At 39.0% G+C, this 17,928-nt stretch carries 15 protein-coding genes; 12 read left to right on the top strand and 3 right to left on the bottom strand.

From position 1 onward, the window contains the following. The first annotated feature begins 288 nt into the window (after positions 1–288). Positions 289–1,587 (top strand): phytoene desaturase family protein, encoded by a 1,299-nt coding sequence (locus D4T97_RS04985; protein WP_126048344.1) that lies wholly within the window; start codon positions 289–291, stop codon positions 1,585–1,587. Between the two features lie 5 nt (positions 1,588–1,592). Continuing rightward, complete coding sequence (locus D4T97_RS04980) at positions 1,593–2,456, top strand: RNA polymerase sigma-70 factor (RefSeq protein ID WP_126048342.1); 864 nt, start codon at positions 1,593–1,595, stop codon at positions 2,454–2,456. Positions 2,457–3,354: 898 nt separating this feature from the next. On the opposite strand, the gene map is transcribed toward D4T97_RS04980, so the two are convergent. Further along, positions 3,355–4,107: a type I methionyl aminopeptidase gene (map, locus tag D4T97_RS04975; RefSeq protein ID WP_126048340.1), complete on the bottom strand. Its 753-nt coding sequence runs from the start codon at positions 4,105–4,107 to the stop codon at positions 3,355–3,357. Positions 4,108–4,663: 556 nt separating this feature from the next. Here map and D4T97_RS04970 point away from each other — a divergent pair. From D4T97_RS04970 to D4T97_RS04945, 5 genes are all read left to right on the top strand, one after another. After that, on the top strand, positions 4,664–5,137 hold the full coding sequence (locus D4T97_RS04970) for a DinB family protein (protein WP_164525472.1): 474 nt from the start codon (positions 4,664–4,666) through the stop codon (positions 5,135–5,137). Between the two features lie 132 nt (positions 5,138–5,269). Further along, on the top strand, positions 5,270–5,851 hold the full coding sequence (locus D4T97_RS04965) for a DUF3995 domain-containing protein (protein ID WP_126048336.1): 582 nt from the start codon (positions 5,270–5,272) through the stop codon (positions 5,849–5,851). A gap of 367 nt (positions 5,852–6,218) precedes the next feature. Beyond that, on the top strand, positions 6,219–6,869 hold the full coding sequence (locus D4T97_RS04960) for a pyridoxine/pyridoxamine 5'-phosphate oxidase (protein WP_126048334.1): 651 nt from the start codon (positions 6,219–6,221) through the stop codon (positions 6,867–6,869). Positions 6,870–7,076: 207 nt separating this feature from the next. Further along, positions 7,077–7,529: a GNAT family N-acetyltransferase gene (locus D4T97_RS04955; protein WP_126048332.1), complete on the top strand. Its 453-nt coding sequence runs from the start codon at positions 7,077–7,079 to the stop codon at positions 7,527–7,529. Between the two features lie 411 nt (positions 7,530–7,940). Continuing rightward, complete coding sequence (locus D4T97_RS04945) at positions 7,941–8,381, top strand: NUDIX domain-containing protein (protein WP_126048330.1); 441 nt, start codon at positions 7,941–7,943, stop codon at positions 8,379–8,381. 761 nt (positions 8,382–9,142) lie between these two features. Here the strand turns inward: D4T97_RS04945 and D4T97_RS04935 are convergent. Next, entirely contained in the window at positions 9,143–9,940 is a 798-nt protein-coding gene (locus tag D4T97_RS04935) for an HAD family hydrolase (RefSeq protein ID WP_126048328.1), read from the bottom strand. 291 nt (positions 9,941–10,231) lie between these two features. Between D4T97_RS04935 and D4T97_RS04930 the strand changes: the two genes are divergently transcribed. Continuing rightward, complete coding sequence (locus tag D4T97_RS04930) at positions 10,232–10,792, top strand: cysteine hydrolase family protein (RefSeq protein ID WP_126049149.1); 561 nt, start codon at positions 10,232–10,234, stop codon at positions 10,790–10,792. Positions 10,793–10,980: 188 nt separating this feature from the next. On the opposite strand, the gene D4T97_RS04925 is transcribed toward D4T97_RS04930, so the two are convergent. Further along, on the bottom strand, positions 10,981–11,397 hold the full coding sequence (locus D4T97_RS04925) for a DUF1284 domain-containing protein (RefSeq protein WP_126048326.1): 417 nt from the start codon (positions 11,395–11,397) through the stop codon (positions 10,981–10,983). A gap of 524 nt (positions 11,398–11,921) precedes the next feature. Between D4T97_RS04925 and D4T97_RS04920 the strand changes: the two genes are divergently transcribed. Genes D4T97_RS04920 through cydC form a run of 4 tightly spaced genes read left to right on the top strand, consistent with a single transcriptional unit; the run spans position 11,922 to position 17,765 of the window. After that, positions 11,922–13,328 (top strand): cytochrome ubiquinol oxidase subunit I, encoded by a 1,407-nt coding sequence (locus tag D4T97_RS04920; protein ID WP_126048324.1) that lies wholly within the window; start codon positions 11,922–11,924, stop codon positions 13,326–13,328. After that, positions 13,312–14,328, top strand: a complete 1,017-nt coding sequence (gene cydB / locus D4T97_RS04915) for a cytochrome d ubiquinol oxidase subunit II (RefSeq protein WP_126048322.1) — start codon at positions 13,312–13,314, stop codon at positions 14,326–14,328. The genes D4T97_RS04920 and cydB overlap by 17 nt, the downstream gene beginning before the upstream one ends. Continuing rightward, positions 14,325–16,019, top strand: a complete 1,695-nt coding sequence (gene cydD / locus D4T97_RS04910) for a thiol reductant ABC exporter subunit CydD (RefSeq protein ID WP_126048320.1) — start codon at positions 14,325–14,327, stop codon at positions 16,017–16,019. Before cydB ends, cydD begins: the two co-directional genes overlap by 4 nt. Before the next feature lie 30 nt (positions 16,020–16,049). Beyond that, on the top strand, positions 16,050–17,765 hold the full coding sequence (gene cydC, locus D4T97_RS04905) for a thiol reductant ABC exporter subunit CydC (RefSeq protein WP_126048318.1): 1,716 nt from the start codon (positions 16,050–16,052) through the stop codon (positions 17,763–17,765). Positions 17,766–17,928: the final 163 nt, after the last annotated feature.

Genomic DNA, 17,928 nt, shown 5'->3' with positions numbered 1-17,928 from the left:
GGATAATTATTGGTAATGGAGAAAAATAAGAGACTAGAGAATTGAATCAAAGATTTAGAAAATAAAAGTTGAATTTTAGTTCAAACATACAGAATGCTTACTTAATTATTATTGAAGTGAAAGTTAGCTCAACAAGCTAAAAATAGCAATCACTATCTTAATCTTTCCGCAATCGGGCTTGATGTGAAGTACTAATTCTCCTCAATATAAAATATTTCCTATTCGCTGTCACAAAATCCTCTCCTCAATCGTTTTGATTACAGAACGATATCTAGGAGGGATTTTTTTATGTTTAAATATGATGTTGCGATCATTGGTGGAGGATTGGCTGGATTGACTGCAGCTAATTTCTTGGCAAGAGAAGGAAAGAAAATCGTTGTTTTGGAAAAATCCAATCGTCTTGGTGGCAGGGCGATGACGAATGATAAAAATGGAGTTCTAATGAATTTAGGACCGCATGGATTGTATCTTTCAAGTGATGCCATGACGATTCTAACTGAACTTGGATTATCCATTCCAGGTGGAAATGCTTCAAAGTCCGTTCACATTCATGGGATTTTAGATCATTCAGTTCAAGTCATACCAACAGATTTTTCGTCGATCATGTCGTCCACCCTTTTAACATGGAAAGCTAAGTTTGTGTTCGGAAAGTTAATGTTAAAGGTGATGAAGTTAAATATTGATTCTATTCCAGAAATTAGTCTCACAGAATGGGCTGATACGGAAATAACCGATCCAATGGTAAGGCATATTTTTTATTCGATCTGTCGATTGACGACGTATACCAATGCACCGACCTTACAGTTTGCAAAGCCGGTATTGAAGCAAGTACAACGTTCTTTGAAAGGTGGAGTTTTGTATGTTGATGGAGGTTGGGGAACGATTGTTGCGAAACTTAGGCAGCAGGCAATAGCAGGAGGAGTTGAAATATTTACGAATAAAAATGTCACAAATATTGAGCATCATGGGGAATATCAAAGCATACTATGTTCGGATGGGACGGTCATTGGCGTTGCTGATTGTATTGTTGCATCCCCTCCGAAAGAAGCTGTAAAAATGATTAAAGGTGCAGAACAAACCTCTCTGCATCGCTGGAATGAACAAGCAATTCCGATTACGGCAAGCTGCATTGATGTAGGGTTGAAGAAGTTACCTTGCCCACAACGTCAATTTGCAATCGGTCTTGATCAACCTTTTCTTTTTACAAATCAATCGCGAGCAGCAAAATTAAGTAATGATGGAACAATCGTTGTTAGTCTCGCAAAATACCATCATCCTATGGAAGAATTGAACGTACATGCAGATAAGCGACAATTAGAAACAGTCATGGATTTGCTTCATCCAGGATGGAGGAAAGAAGTGGTTGTACAACAATTTTTACCGAAACTAACAGTATCTTATGATTTTCCGCATATGAAGCGAAAAGAAAATCCAGGGCCAAGTATACCAGAAATGAGCGGAATTTATATTGCAGGAGATTGGGCGGGGCATGAAGAAGTATTAGCAGACGCTGCTGTAGCAAGTGGGAAGCGTGCAGCACAAGAAATTTTAAAAACAAGTGAAATGATTTTGGTAAAGGAAGGTTAATCATTTTGGAAACAGAACAACTGTATCAGACGTATAAATCTTTGTTATTTTCAATCGCTTATCGAATGACGGGAAGTGTTGTCGATGCAGAAGATCTTGTGCAAGAAGCGTTCCTAACTTATAACAGGGTAAGCGGCGAAAAAGTCATTGAAAACGAGAAAGCTTATTTATGTAGGATCGTGATGAATAGCTCTATAGACAAATTGCGTTCCGCTGTTAGTAACCGCGAGGTTTATATTGGAGAGTGGCTACCGGAACCATTGGTAGATGAAGGAAATGACCCTTCTCAAACTTATTTAATGAAGGAATCTATCTCGACAGCTTATCTCTTGCTTTTGCAACAGTTATCTGAGGATGAACGAGCAGTCTTCATATTACGAGAAGTTTTTCAGTATAGCTATGAAGAAATTGCAGCTATTATTGGAAAAACATCCACTAATTGCAGACAGATTTTTCATAGAGCTAAAAAAAGCATGGAAAACCGTCCGAAAGCTTCTTCATTGGATTTCCAATCTATGAGGAGCAGGGTAGAACAATTTACGATGGCACTTCAAAAAGGTAATATTCATAAAATGCTAGAATTATTGAAGACAGATTCTGTATTTATTTCTGACGGGGGCGGCAAAGTAAAAGCTGCGCTAAATCCCATCTATACATCAGAACGAATTGTCTTTTTGTTTACAAGCATAATGAAAAAATTACCTGAAAACTCGATAATGGAATTCAAAGATGTGAATGGATATCCAGGCGTTGTCATATCAATCGACGGCTATGTCGCCTATGTGGTGTCAATACAGTTCCTGGGCGATAAGATTTCCCACGTTTATATGGTGGCAAATCCAGATAAATTGGCACACTTACAAAAATGAAAATCACGGTCAAGTGCGGGGAGGGTGCCGGCATATTCCGGCTGGCGTTCCTCTCATCCCTGATGATGAGACACAAGTGCCGATTATCCGAAAGAGGTTATCCAGTTAGCGGACGGTTGCTTAGTGGATGGGTCAGTACTTATTTTAAGAAATTCCTTTTTTGTATGGAAAAAATATAATGTTTGAGACAGTTAAAGTAACCATCGTGGGAGAACGCTTGACTTGCAGTCAGCGGTGTACCATTTCTAGGCATTGTTTTTACTACTGTTCTCAAACGGGCTAATATCCGGAATAAGGTGTTGCCTCCTTTTTTCATAATAGGGACAGATTGTTGTGCAATACCTAGATATTTAAGATAAGAATCTGTCTGTTAGAGGGGTGAGAAAAAAATGACGTATTATTATTATCTGGCATCAGACAAAAAGATGGGACTAGGGATTACATAGAGACAGACATTATTATTCCGGAATTTGATTTTCCGGTTCAATTGGAAACAATCAGTCTTGAAAAGGAATGGGAGTTACGGGAATTATTACAGTATATTCATAATCACACTGCACCTTATAAAGTTTGTACAGTACAAATAATCAATTTATTAAATTCAAGCCGAGTTGAAATGAAGATACGAAAAAAGTCCAAAGTATTATTGCATGAGATTGTTAGTCCAAAACAACTTTTGTTAGAAGAGGGACATTTGTTGACCATTAAAAAGGTCCCTATTTTTAAGTAAATGCTCATCAAAATTTTTATGCTGCTATCGGATACGATTCAATAGCAAGAATTACTGCCCATTTATATATTAGGGCCAGATTATTAAAATATATCTTCAAGAAAACAAAAAAGTAGCCTTGCTCAAGAAAGCAAAAGCTACTCAATGGGAATGGTTAATACTGGATATTTAATCTTCTTGTAAAGTAATAATAATAATCTCATCTTTTGTAACTGCTATGGTATGTTCATATTGAGCAGAGAGAGAACCATCCATCGTGCGGGCAGTCCAGCCGTTATTATCCATTTTTGTTTCGTAGCCTCCCAAATTGACCATTGGTTCAATGGTGAAAACCATTCCTTCCTTTATACGAGGTCCTTTTCCGGGCAGACCATAATGTGGGACTTGAGGATCTTCATGCATAGTAGGTCCGATGCCATGACCTATGAAATCGCGAACTACAGAAAATCCTTGAGCTTCAACATACGTTTGTATAGCATGACCAATATCACCGATTCGATTTCCTATTTTGACTTGTTCGATACCCTTATATAAAGATTCTTTAGTGACATCTAATAGTTTTTGCGTTAGATTGTTAATTTTTCCGACTGGATAGCTCCATGCTGAATCAGCTAAGTATCCATTTAAATTTACAACAGTATCAATGGTGACAATATCTCCTTCTTTTAGCGAAACCTTTCGTGGGAATCCGTGGCAAACTTCATCATTGATACTCGCACAAATTGCGTATTTGTAGCCGTTGTAACCTATTTGTTCTGAAATGGCCCCATGTTTGCGTAAATAACGATCTACGAATTCTTCAATTTCCCAAGTTGTGACACCTGGCTGTATCATCTTAGCTACTTGTTTATGTGTGTCAGCAAGTAATCGGCCTGCCTTTTTCATCATATCAATTTCACGCTGTGACTTTAAAGTAATCATATTTATCTTCCTTCCTTGGCTGCAATTACAATATTCCTGATTTTATATATTGTTCAAAGAAACGCCTTTGTTCCCCTTGAGAAATACCAAGCATAGCACTACATTCAATTTCGTCAACAATTATACGATCTAAAACTTTCTAATAGCTTTATTAGTATGACGAAATTTGGAGGCAAAGTCATAATTATTATTGTAAGGTTTTAATAAGAGCATTTTCAAATATAAAAAGATTATTCGAATGTTCCACATTGTCGAGTTATCTAGTCCCTGTTAGTTCTTACCGGGTTAAAAAATAACAATAGATTTAAGTATCAATTTATTCGTATGAGGTTTGCGAACTTATTAATCGCTGTTATTTTTTCATCCTAGAATAAGGATAGCGATCATTTTTTATTTTAGGTCCAGATTGTGAAAGAATGCATATGAATAAATATATCGTTTTTTTAAACAAACATCCTCATTTTTTTAAATACTCTCCGTAACCTTATAGAAAGGAAAAACATTATATATAACGAATGTATTTAATAGGCTATTAAAAGGGGAGAGGTTAAAAACATTGAATGTAATCGATCTGTTACTTTATGAAATAGAACATACTTATAATAAAGATGATTGGTACTCACCAGTAGAGCTAGTAATAAATGATCTGACTGTTCAGCAGGCAGTATGGAAACCTGAAAACAAGACAATAAATTCAATTTGGGAAATTACTGCTCACTTGCTATTTTACAAAGAACGCTTGTTATTGCGGTTACGAGGAAAAACTGCAGTGTATGCATCAAATAACCAAGATACATTTGCATATGAAGGAGATTCACAAGAAGATTGGGATGCTATAGTCAAAAGGATGCATCGAGTTAATGGGGAAATATATGGGCAAATCCAAAAGTTGAGCGCAATAGATTTAGGAAATGATACATCCAAACTTCCACTGTGTAAACATATTAATGGTGTAATCCGTCATGATGCCCACCATGCTGGACAAATCATAGTAATGAGAAAATTACAAGATGCATGGCCGGTTGATTAAAGATAAGAACTGATAGTTGCGGAATTTTACGTGCTGTTGTTCATTTAAAGGGCGCATGCCCCGAATAAGAATTAACGGCTTAAGTAAAAGTCTTGCACAATGGTTTCAAGGACATTGCCGAGGTGATCGTTAATGAATTCAAATCTGTCGTCGAAACCACTGCAATTAAAATCAACCAACTGGGCAGGCGGCGCTGTTTTTGTATGGTCCATTGCCTATATGCTGCCACATCTATATTGGGCTTTAGGTGGAAGAATGGGGCTGTTCCTACTAAAACCCGGCGTGGCTGCATCTTCCCAGTTTGAACTGATTAATTGGATTTCATTACCATTCTTTATTGTTGCAGGATTCGTAGGTCTTGGTTTCATTTATTTAAGCAAAAATAAAATTTTGCACTTATTGTTGCTTTCCATATCTGTATTTGGATGTTCGATAGCCACTTCTCATGGCATTTTTGGCATTATCTATCGTGGCTTGCAAATCGCAGGTGTGATTGGTTTGGAGAATAGGACATTTGATATTCATGATGATATGTACGTGGTGTGGGATATGGTCATTTTCGAACCGTGGTTTTTGATTGAAGGCATTTTACTTGCCACTGCAGGATGGTTTTCTTTGAAAGAAGCACGGAGCAGGAAGGTTTGGCTTGCAGTGTGTATGCTTGGCACGATTGTTGGGTTAGTCACTGGGATGCTGGGTGTGCGATTTGCATAATTAATGTGTCACAGGCTTCGGGTGATGAGTTACTGGGATTGTTATACCAAGGGGAAATTTGTACTAGGGATCAATATGTCGGTTTTCAAGTTCTTCATCGTCCGAATCAGTTATTGAACAACGGAGACTAGAATTAAATTAGTAAGATCTGGCTTCAATAGCCTTTGATCTTCAATAATAAGGGCGCCATAATTGAATTGGCGCTTATTTTATTATAGGGCTGAATGGTTGAGGATCGATTAAAAGACAATGAGATATTTATATCAAAAAATCTCCACCTTAAACTAACAAGTCAGGTGTGATGAAGAAGGATTAGTCATTAGTTTATAGAATTGTAATTGAGTATGAAAGGAAAAGGAGTATACATATGAAGGATACCCATAAGTTAAAAAACCTCAAATCTTTGGAAGGACCATTTCCAAAATTTGACCCTACTAATGTTCCTTCAAATCCAAACGAGCTCTTTCAAGAATGGTTTTATACTGTTATAGAAAAGGGTGTTCATGAACCTCACTCCATGACACTCTCAACCATCAACAGTTTTGGGTATCCTGATGCAAGGGTACTTATTTTAAAAGATATGGATGAAGATGGATGGTACTTTGCATCTGGCTCAAACAGTGTGAAGGGACAACAATTGAAGATGAATCCAAATGTTTCTTTAACCTTTTATTGGTCCTTGATTGGCAGGCAAGTTCGAATACGAGGAACCTCGTGCAAGGTAGGAAAAGAGCGAAGTGCAAAGGATTTTTTAGAAAGAGGTGAGGTTGCACGTGCCCTTGCACTTCTGGGGAAACAAAGTAAAGTTTTACCAGATAGTAAAATCTTAGAAGAATCAATATTAGAGCAAATTGAGCGACTGAAAAGTAAACCTAATACAGTAGACGCTCATTGGTGTTTATACAAAGTAACAGCAAGTGAAGTGGAATTTTGGCAAGGAGATAGAGAAAGGAAGCATATACGCTTATTGTATCGAATGGAAAATAATAAATGGATCAAAGAACTTCTGTGGCCATAGTTTAGAATCATTTATGAAGCAAATCGGAGAATAATATTCTGAATATTTTTTCTGGAAAAGCGCGTTTCAATAATAAGAATCGTGCCCCTTAACTTTGTTAAGGGCAAGACAGATTAGTAAGATTATTAAACTAAAAGAAGGTTAATGGGATCCATGAACTTAACTAATAACAAAAATCTATAAAAAAAGAATGGGGAATAGTTGTAAATGGAGTTTAGAATGGCGAAGAAAAGTGATTTAAAAGAGATTGTGCGCTTACTAGCAGATGATGAACTAGGGTCCAAACGGGAGAAATATGAAGACCCTTTACCAGAGGCTTATTATGATGCTTTCTCAGCTATTGAAAATCAAAGTGGTAATCAAATCTTATTAGTTATTCAAGATGAAATTATAATTGGTTGCTTACAATTAACAATTATCCCTGGCCTAGCTAGGCTAGGAATGAAACGGGCGCAAATTGAGGGAGTGCGTGTTGATAAAAATTACAGGGGTCAAAAGGTTGGTGCAGCTTTGTTTCGTGAAGCGATTACAATAGCAAAATCCAAAGGTTGCGGTCTTATACAATTAACTACTGATAAAGACCGTAAAGATGCACTCCGATTTTATGAAAAGTTGGGCTTTACCTCCAGTCATGAAGGCATGAAGTTAATTATAGATTAATTCATCTGTCCAACGATTGTGCGCCATTCCGAAATAGGAATTAGCCTTCTTTACATTATTGAGGTGGTATGATGTTAAGATATTATATTGCGGCTACGTAAGATGTCTGAGAACACAATAACTTATATGAAGAGATAAACGAGTATGCTGTAGATTCCTCTGCTGACATGGAAAAGCGAATAAGAGAATTTGCAAAAAAACACATCGTTCCATTAAAGAGGTAGTTTTGATATTGATGATTTTATCCTTAATATGATTGGTGCTTTGATAGGATATCGAATTTGGAAAACAAAATTCGTTCAGAAAAAAATACAAAACAGAACCATATTATCTAATTTCAACTTACGGGCCCAGTAATGGAATATATGTACACTTCAATCGGGCTATTTTCTTGAAGAAAGGAGTTTTGATTTGAAAAAAATTGATGATTTAAAAGCTGGAGTTGCTGTAATTATTTTGAACCAAGCGAATCAAGTTCTATTGCAAAAAAGAGCTGATGTTGGCTTGTGGGGAATTCCTTCAGGACATGTGGAAATTGGTGAAACAGTGTCTGAAGCAGTTATGAGAGCAGTAAAAGAAGAGACTAATTTAGATATAAGAATTAAAAAGCTGATTGGTGTTTATTCCGATCCTGATTCACAAGTTTTCAATTATCCGAATGGCAGGGCAGTGCATTTTATAACGACTTGTTTTCTTGCTGAAATTACAGGTGGGGAACTTAAGTGTAATTCAGATGAATCGCTTGAAATTAAATTTTTTAGTCAGGACAACTTACCAGAAGACTTGTTAACAATGCACCCTCAATGGTTAGAGGATGCTCTTTCAAAAAAAGAAGCGGCATTTATTCGCTGACCCATATTCTAGAATCGGGCGCTTTTCCGGAATAAGATTGCACTCTTATTATGTATCGAGACAGATTGTTCACTAAAGCAATTATTGGAAGTGAAAAATTCTTAAATCTTATTTCGGGTGTTTTCTTAAAGGGAGGGTGTCAATTGGAAAAATAACAGAATGACCAGAATGTGGTGTAAAGAATTGGGGAAAGGCAAGCATAGCGGATATAGAGTTATTACCCAGTTAACAAGATGAGCTTATGTTCAGAGATATAGAATACATTATTTGTACCAATTGTAGATTAATAGTCGCAGGCTGTGTAAAAAAACCAGAGAAATTTAAGGGCACACTTTTTTAATAGGTATAAGATGTTACTCAACAATCGGGCGCGCTAATCGAATAGTGCGTCCATCTTTAATTTTGACCTTAGGTCCATCAGAAAGCTTTTTTCAATGCGGTAATCCCACTATTGTAGGTTACGATTGTTGAATAAAGAATTCAACATACGACGAGACTGGAATCAAATAACAGATTACTAGTATGGGAGAGTGGGAAGTATGTTGCTTATATAAGCATGGAGTAAGTACAGGTCTGATACATTAATTTAGAAAGGGAGCTTATCTACAGTAAGAAGGAAGGTATTTTTTTAAGGGTGAGAATATTGAAAGTTGGAGGTGATTGGTAGTGGCAAAGCCGATGATATTGTTAAATAACCAACACATGAATATAAATGTTCTAATAAAGAGATTTTCGAATTGAAAATATTTCCAATAAAAAACTTAAATCGCATATGTTGCATGTGATTTAAGGAGATAACATTCTATAAACTCAGCTAATCCATCATTTTCGTGGTGTCCTGTAACAAAATCAGCTGCTGCTTTAACCTTTTCGCTAGCGTTCCCCATTGCCACACCAAAACTGACATGACGAAGCATCTCTATGTCATTGGGTCCGTCTCCGATGGCTACAACATCATCTGGACTAATACGAAATTCGGTAAGTAAGCTTTTTATAGCGGACCATTTGGAAGTGTTAGGAGCAACCATCTCAAAACCGTCATTCCAATCGATGACTTCTGCTTCTTTTTTAAACAAAGCGGAAATTTTCGGACTTGGTGTACCTGTACGAACACTATATTTTAGAACATCTTGATAATTTGCCTGTCTTAAATCACCAATATACCGTGGCGGAAGTTGCCCAACTTTTGTCCAATAATCGATTTCTTCATTTGTTTCCTTACAATAAAGCCCATTTGCTGTATGGATAATAACATTACATGGATCATCACCGGTCAGATGGTGAAATCGTTCTTCGTTCACTCGGACGGTTTTCATTTGCATAACTTTTCCTGTCTCTGCCGCGTGAATAGTGGCCCCATTCAAACAGATCATGGGAGTCTGTAATCCAATTTTTTTATGGTAGGGAGCGGTTATTTCATAGTGTCGACCGGTGGCAAGAAACACCTTTACTCCCTGATGAATGAGCCTATTAATGGCCTCTATATTCCGGCGGGAAATATCGTTTGAAGATTTTAGTAGTGTACCATCCATATCAATAAACATTGCACGCACATTCATTTACTCTGCCTCCTTATTCGTTATTAACCCAATAATATCACCTGAATATTAAATCCCAGTAAACTCGGTGTTTAGATTAAGTAAAGTTTATTGGTAAGCAAGAGACGTTTATCTGCAAGATAAAAATGTTATTCCATTAACGGACGCGATTATTGACTATGATTGCCTCAATTTCAAGTTATAGGAGCAGATATAGTAAAACTAAGGTATTATATAGAAAATGAAAAGATGCAATTAAATCTGGATGAAAAAGTGGCTTTAGTTATCAACTGGAAATTAAGGAGGGAACTTATGAATAAGAAGAAAAAAGCGTTAATTATAGTTGACGTACAAAAGGCTTTCGATGATAAAAAATGGGGAGAACGTAATAACTTGGATGCAGAAGAAAATATTAGCAAGATACTACAATTATTTAGGAGGGAGGGGTGGTCAGTAATACACATACAACACACTTCCGATGATCCGAATTCAGTATTTCATCCGACGAATGAGGGCTTTGCTATTAAAGGAATAGTGGAGCCTATTGATGATGAATTAATTATCACAAAGAAAGTAAATAGTAGCTTTATTGGGACCAATTTAGAAGAGCATTTAAAAACAAATGAGATATCAACAGTTGTAATAACTGGTTTAACTACCCCTCATTGTGTATCAACAACTACAAGAATGAGTGGAAATTTAGGTTTCAATACATACCTGATTTCTGATGCTACAGCAGCCTTTGGTTTGAAGGACCAAAATGGTAGATATTATGATGCAGAAACTATACACAATATATCTCTAGCAACATTGCATGATGAATTTGCCACAATACTTACGACAGAGCAACTAATTAACGATTTTATAAAATAGCTTATCCAATATACTATTCATCATTATAATAATTGTTTGGAATATAGCATTATATGACATTCGATTTACTATTCTAGTGAATGATTATCTGTCCATTAAAAATGCTAAGTCGTTTGTAGAAAAGCTTATATATCAGCCGCCTTTTTGAAAAATGCACTATAGTGGAACGATGAAATATAAGGGAAGGGTTATTTAACTTCCCTTAAGCCTTTCCCTTCAAGAATCTCTTGGACACCTTCCTCACAAACGCCATATAAACGCCAGGAACAAGTTTCACACACAGCATGGATATCGGAAGGTAAGACATATTTTCGGATGCGCGCCTCAATTTCCTCCCAATGAAGGAGTTGGCCGACTTTGAGTCCTAACTTCTCTAAAAAAACGGAATCTCTTTCGTAAATACTGTTGTCTAGGCAGTGGTATTCACCCGAGTTAGGGTACTTTTCACACAACTGATCAGGACCCTTTACGATCTGAATCAACGTCTTAGGGTTGACTCTCAAGGTTTGATGTAAACGTGTCATATTATTAACGTATTCTTTAGAATAACCCATTCCCCGATAGCCCAGCAGGCAAAAAATATGATGACCTCGCAGCTTAAACATAAAATTCCCCCAATCTGACAGAACGACTAAACTCAAATGTTAACCAAAATAAAAAAGTAGTTAACATGTATTTCATCATAACATATCGGACCTGATATTTTAGGAACTTTTATTTCAACGAAGGAGGATTTCCAGGAATAAAAATCCAGAAAACCGGGCTTGCGGATTCCTTTACACTTTTACACTTCATTTTACTTGAAACTGGATGAAATAGGTGATTGACACAATTCCGACCAACTTCGGACAAAAACTATTGACTGTTTGGTCATTGGTTAGTCAAGGGTTCACGCGTTATTCCACTGTCATTATAGTAGAATAGTAGTAGAGAAAGAATCGGAAGGTTTAGCGTTTTTTTAGTAATAATGTAAGGAGTAGATTTGTTTCAATCAAATGTGTGTTATCTAGTTATTCGTCAGCAAATTATATGCTCACTAATTCACAAGCGAGCCCTCAAAATTATATCCCTCATTTGATTATTTTCAGAGGACTGCTTTTCAGTCATGTAAAAGGAGGAGTTTGAAAATATGGATCCACTAGTATTAGCACGTATCCAATTTGCATCAACAACTATTTTTCATTATATTTTTGTTCCTTTATCCATTGGCCTTGCCCTGATCATTGCTATTTTACAAACGATGTATTACGTAAAAGGGCAAGAGGACTATAAAAGGTTGACGAAGTTTTTCGGAAAACTGTTCCTGATTAACTTTGCCGTTGGTGTCGTGACAGGAATTTTACAAGAGTTCCAATTCGGGATGAATTGGTCTTCTTATTCCCGTTTTGTCGGAGATGTTTTTGGTCCGTCTCTTGCCGTTGAGGGACTGCTTGCTTTCTTTATGGAGTCCACATTTATTGGACTGTGGGTATTTGGGTGGGACCGTTTATCAAAGCGTGTCCACTTGTTATCCATCTGGCTCGTCTCCATCGGTACCATGTTATCTGCTTTTTGGATTTTAACGGCCAGCTCCTTTATGCATCATCCTGTTGGGTATGAGCTTGTGGATGGACGCGCACAAATGACAGACTTTTTCGCGATATTGAAAAATCCACATTTATGGGTGCAATTCCCGCACACATTATTTGCAGCGTTTTCGACTGGGGCCTTTTTCGTTGCTGGAGTCAGCATTTGGAAAATAGCCAGAAAGCATGAAGCACCCATGTTCAAGAATTCTTTTCACGTTGCCATTATCATCGCAATAATCTCCACGTTTATTACTACGGTCGTTGGACATGAACAAATGCAGCACCTTTTTAAGTCTCAGCCAATGAAACTGGCTGCAGCGGAAGCGCTGTGGGATACGAGTCCAGACCCGGCCCCATTGACGCTCATTGCTAAAATTGACCCGGAAGAAGGTGTGAATTCCTCTGAAATTCAATTGCCGAAAATGCTCAGCTTTTTAACATTTAACAAGTTCAGTGGTCAAATTGAAGGAATGAATCAAATTCAGAAGGAGTATGAAGCCAAGTATGGACCTGGAAATTATATACCCCCTGTCCGAACGGTATTTTGGAGCTTTCGAGTCATGGTTTTTAGCGGGATGGCTATGCTTTTACTCGGTATAGTCGGCTGGATCTTATCAAGGAAAGATCAATTGGCAGAAAAAGGGTGGTTCTCTAAATTAATGGTGGGTGCTATATCATTACCATTTATCGCCAACTCAGTCGGTTGGATTATGACCGAGATCGGACGTCAACCGTGGGTTGTCTTTGGTGTCATGAAAACGGAAGACGCCGTTTCACCACATGTAACAGCAAAAGAAGTTCTATTTTCACTTATTTCCTTTTCAACTCTTTACGCGGTTTTAGCCGGCGTGTGTGTCTATTTATTCATTCGTGTCATCCGGAATGAAGAAACAGGTGTGAAGGTGGTCGAACCTTACAGCACTGATCCGTTTGATCGGGAGGAGGATGCCTATGCTGTCTCTCAATGAGCTTTGGTTTTTGTTGATCGCTATTTTATTTGTTGGTTTTTTTGTATTAGAGGGCTTTGATTTCGGGGTAGGATCTGTTGCGAAGTTTCTTGGACGGGATGATCATGAACGCCGCGTATATATTAATACCATTGGCCCGTTTTGGGATGCCAATGAAGTGTGGCTTATTACAGCAGGGGGTGCCATGTTCGCGGCATTCCCGCATTGGTACGCCACGTTGTTCAGCGGGTTTTATATCCCGTTTGTGTTTATGTTGTTGGCTTTGATTTTACGAGGAGTGGCTTTTGAATTCAGGGGTAGGATCGAACATCAAATGTGGCGTAATACGTGGGATTGGGCCATCTTTATTGGAAGTTTCCTGCCGGCTCTTCTTTGGGGGATAGCATTGACAAACTTCATGGTAGGGATTCCGATTGACCAGAATAAAGAAGTGGTCGGCGGCTTTATGCAGCTTCTTCATCCATATGCCTTATTAGGTGGGGCCATGTTCACGTTATTATGTATCGCTCACGGCCTGCAGTTTATTACATTGAGAACGATGGGAGTACTTCAAGAACGAGCGCGAGTCGCTGCTAAGAAGTTAGCTCCTTATACCCTTATCTTATTCTCACTCTTTGTCATAGGCGGACTATTGAAGACGGATATTTTTACTAGTCATGGAGCGGGGTGGGTGGCACTTCCGATTTTGGCATGGGTGGCATTAGTTGCCTCAAGTTTATTGAATCGTTATAAACAAGATCGTTTGGCATTTGCGCTGACGAGCTTGACGATCATTCTGCTTACAGCAAGTATTTTTATCGGGATGTTTCCACGTGTGATGATCAGTACACTGGGGGCAGCAAATGATCTCACGATAATTAATGCGGCATCGGGGGCGTATACTTTAAAAGTGATGAGCTATGCCTCATTAACTTTAATCCCATTCGTTCTCGGCTATCAAGGGTGGAGTTATTACGTCTTTCGGAAACGCATTAAAAGTCAAGAGGACCTAGAATATTGAAGAAACGGAAAAGGGGTCTTCCATCCTTCCCTGGCAGTCGAAAACTTTATGGGATTTTAAGTGTAACTATCTTATTCGAGGCTATATGTATTGTTGCCCAAGCTGTTTTTCTTGCACGGGCTATTACTTATCTATTTCAAGGGAATGATGTAAGGACAGTAGCGATCGATATTTGCTTATTTCTGGTTGCCTTCCTCATCCGCCAAGCCCTTTCTCATAGCCAACAGCTTGCGGCAGAACGTTTTTCGGAGAAAAACGGAAAAGCGTTACGAAAACAGTTGATAGAGTCGTACTTTGATTTAGGCCCGAGGTTTGTGCAAACAAATGGAACGGGACAGCTCGTTACCCTGGCCATGGAAGGGATAGAGAAAGTGAAAACCTTCCTTGAGATCGCTATTCCTCGAATGATTCGGACGTTTTTGATTCCGGCAATCACGGTATTATATGTGTTTACCCTGGATGTAACCTCGGCTGTGATACTGACTGTGACAGTGCCTATCGTCATTATCTTCATGATTTTGCTTGGGTTGGCTGCCCAAGCGATGGCAGATAAGCAATATGAAACGTATCGGATTTTATCGAACCACTTTGTTGATACGTTAAAAGGGTTAGAAACGTTAGCCTATTTGGGGCAAAGTAAAGACCACGGTAAACAAATGTCCCATGTCAATCGCGATTATCGCAAGGCAACGATACGGACACTGAGAGTCGCGTTTCTTTCTTCTTTTGCCCTCGACTTTTTTACAAGTTTGTCGATTGCATTTGTCGCCGTCGGATTGGGATTTCGGCTGATTGATGGCTCTATCAATCTTTTACCGGCGCTGACGGTGCTCATTTTAGCTCCCGAATACTTCTTACCTATTCGTCAAGTTGGGACGGATTATCACGCCACGTTAGACGGACAAGTGGCTATGGAACAAGTGGAAACGATTATCGGAAAAAATGAACGTACACATGAAACCTCCCTGAATGAGGGGATGGAATGGACGGCCACAAGTTCACTCCAAATAAATAATCTATCCGTTGCTCATGAACCAACTGCTTCGTCTGTTCTCAAAAATGTTCATTTTTCATGGAAAGGGTATGGAGTCATTGGCCTTCTGGGTGCAAGCGGAGCCGGAAAATCGACGTTCATCGATGTGCTTGCTGGTTTCCTTCAGCCCAATCAAGGGGAGATCACGGTGAATGGGGAACGATTAGACTCTTTCGCACATGAAAGGTGGCAAAAGAATATCGCGTATATTCCTCAACAGCCGTATATTTTCCCTGCCTCAATAGCTGATAATATACGCTTATATGTACCGGATGCAACGGATGAAGCAGTGGAGAATATTATTGTGGAAATAGGTCTACATCCGCTTGTTGAACAACTACCGAATGGAATTCATGAACGGATTGGAGAGGGTGGTCGTACGTTGAGCGGGGGACAAGAACAGCGGGTAGCCATGGCGCGTGCACTATTAAGTCAGCGCCCCATCATTTTATTGGATGAACCGACTGCCCATCTTGATATTGAAACGGAGTATGAGAATAAGCAAGTTTTGCTCCGACTGTTTCATAAAAAGCTAGTTTTTCTTGCCACGCACCGACTCCATTGGGTAAAGGAGATGGAGCATATACTTGTTGTGGAACAAGGCGGCATACGAGAATACAAATCACACGAAGAATGGAGAAAACAATATCAACCATGACACAACCTTTTTTCGACCGGAGGGAGCTTCATGAGGAGGAATGAATGGATTCGCTCTTATTTAAAAGAGAATCGAGCGCTTATGCTTTTAACGATCGTGCTTGGGGCACTCGGCATTTGCTCCGGAGCCGCACTTTTATTTATTTCAGGCTATTTAATATCTACTTCCTCGCTTCAGCCGGAAAGTATAATGATAGTTTACGTTCCCATTGTAGCAGTAAGAGCGTTTAGTATCTGCAGACCCTCCTTTCACTATGTGGAACGTTTAGTTGGACACGATGTAGTTCTGCGGATTGTAGAAAAGATGCGAATGAATTTATATCGCCTGTTAGAGCCTCAAGCATTATTATTACGCTCGCGGCATAGGACGGGTGATCTATTAGCTGTGCTATCTGATGACATTGACCATTTACAGAATTTATATTTACGTACCATTTTTCCAAGTATAGTGGCACTGGTAATCTATGGAGGATTAATCTTTGCTTTGGGCTTAGTAGATTGGACGTTTGCCATGTTAATGGCATTGATGGTTGCCGTTATAGTCTTTCTGATCCCATACGTTTCTTTCGTCATGAGCCGGCGAGAGCATCTCTTCTTGAAGCAGGAACGGAATCAATTATATCAACAACTAACTGATGCCGTTTTAGGTTTGACAGATTGGAAAGCAAGTGGTCGTACGGATGATTTTCTTCGTTCCTATAGTGAACAAGAGGAACGGCTAGTACAAACGGAACGAACGATGAAAAGAAAACGCCATATCCGGGATTTCATCCTTCAATTCATCTTTGGCATGGTTGTGATGGCGATGATTATTTGGTCAGGTATTCAAGCGGAGAGCGGAACGATGACACCAACATTCATCGCTGCTTTTGTTTTAATGACTGTATCTCTTGCGGACGCTCTATTGCCTGTTTCAGCAGCGGTCGAGCAAATCCCCGCTTATGATGATTCAGTCAAAAGAATTTCATCCATTCAGGATCTTCAGGTGGTCGAGGATGAAGATGTGCAACCAATCACCTTGGTGCAGAATGAACCTGTTCATATAGAGATAGACTCCCTTTCCTACCGATATAGCGATCAGTCTGACTGGGTGTTCCGTAATTTTTCTCTTACTATTCCAGCCGGGAGAAAAATCGCCATTCTAGGAAGAAGTGGGACTGGAAAATCAACATTAATAAAGCTTTTATCGGGTGCTTTGCAACCAACTGAAGGTACAATTCGAATGAATAATAGTGCTTGTGTACCGGAAATGATTTCAGTGTTAAACCAACAGCCGCATTTATTTGATACGACTGTAGGAAACAATATTCGAATCGGCCGCCCCGATGCAAGTGATGAGGAAATATGGCAAGTGGCTGAACAGGCACAACTTACACCCTTGCTTGCCTCCTTGCCGTTAGGGCTTCAAACCCCGATGCATGAAATGGGAAAGCGATTTTCAGGCGGGGAGCGGCAACGCATTGCCTTTGCCAGGGTGCTCTTGCAGCAAAGGCCGGTTGTCCTGCTTGACGAGCCGGCCAACGGATTGGATCCGGAAACGGAATCTGCCTTAATTCATACAATGTTATCCGCAGCAGACAACAAAACCATTCTGTTTGTGACCCATCACCTCATCGGCATGGAGCAGATGGATGAGATCATCTTTCTGGAAGAAGGAAAGATCTCCATGCAAGGAAGTCATAAACAACTGATGGATACGAGTGAGAAATACCGTCTATTGTACAAAATGGATCGAGGATATGTATGAAAACCTGGCATATTATGACCATTATATGGAAAAGACACCATCCGATATTTGGCAGTCATCACATACCCACATAAGTGGCGGAAATATAGGAGAGATCTCAATCTGAAAAACGAACTGGGATTATGCTATAATCAGTTGATAGTTGAATAATATGTGATAGAGG

This window comes from Siminovitchia acidinfaciens (assembly GCF_003605385.1).
GTDB classification, from domain to species: Bacteria; Bacillota; Bacilli; order Bacillales; family Bacillaceae_C; genus Siminovitchia; species Siminovitchia acidinfaciens.
The sequence above is the reverse complement of the archived record's forward strand: the minus strand, read 5'-3'. Positions and strand labels throughout refer to the sequence as shown.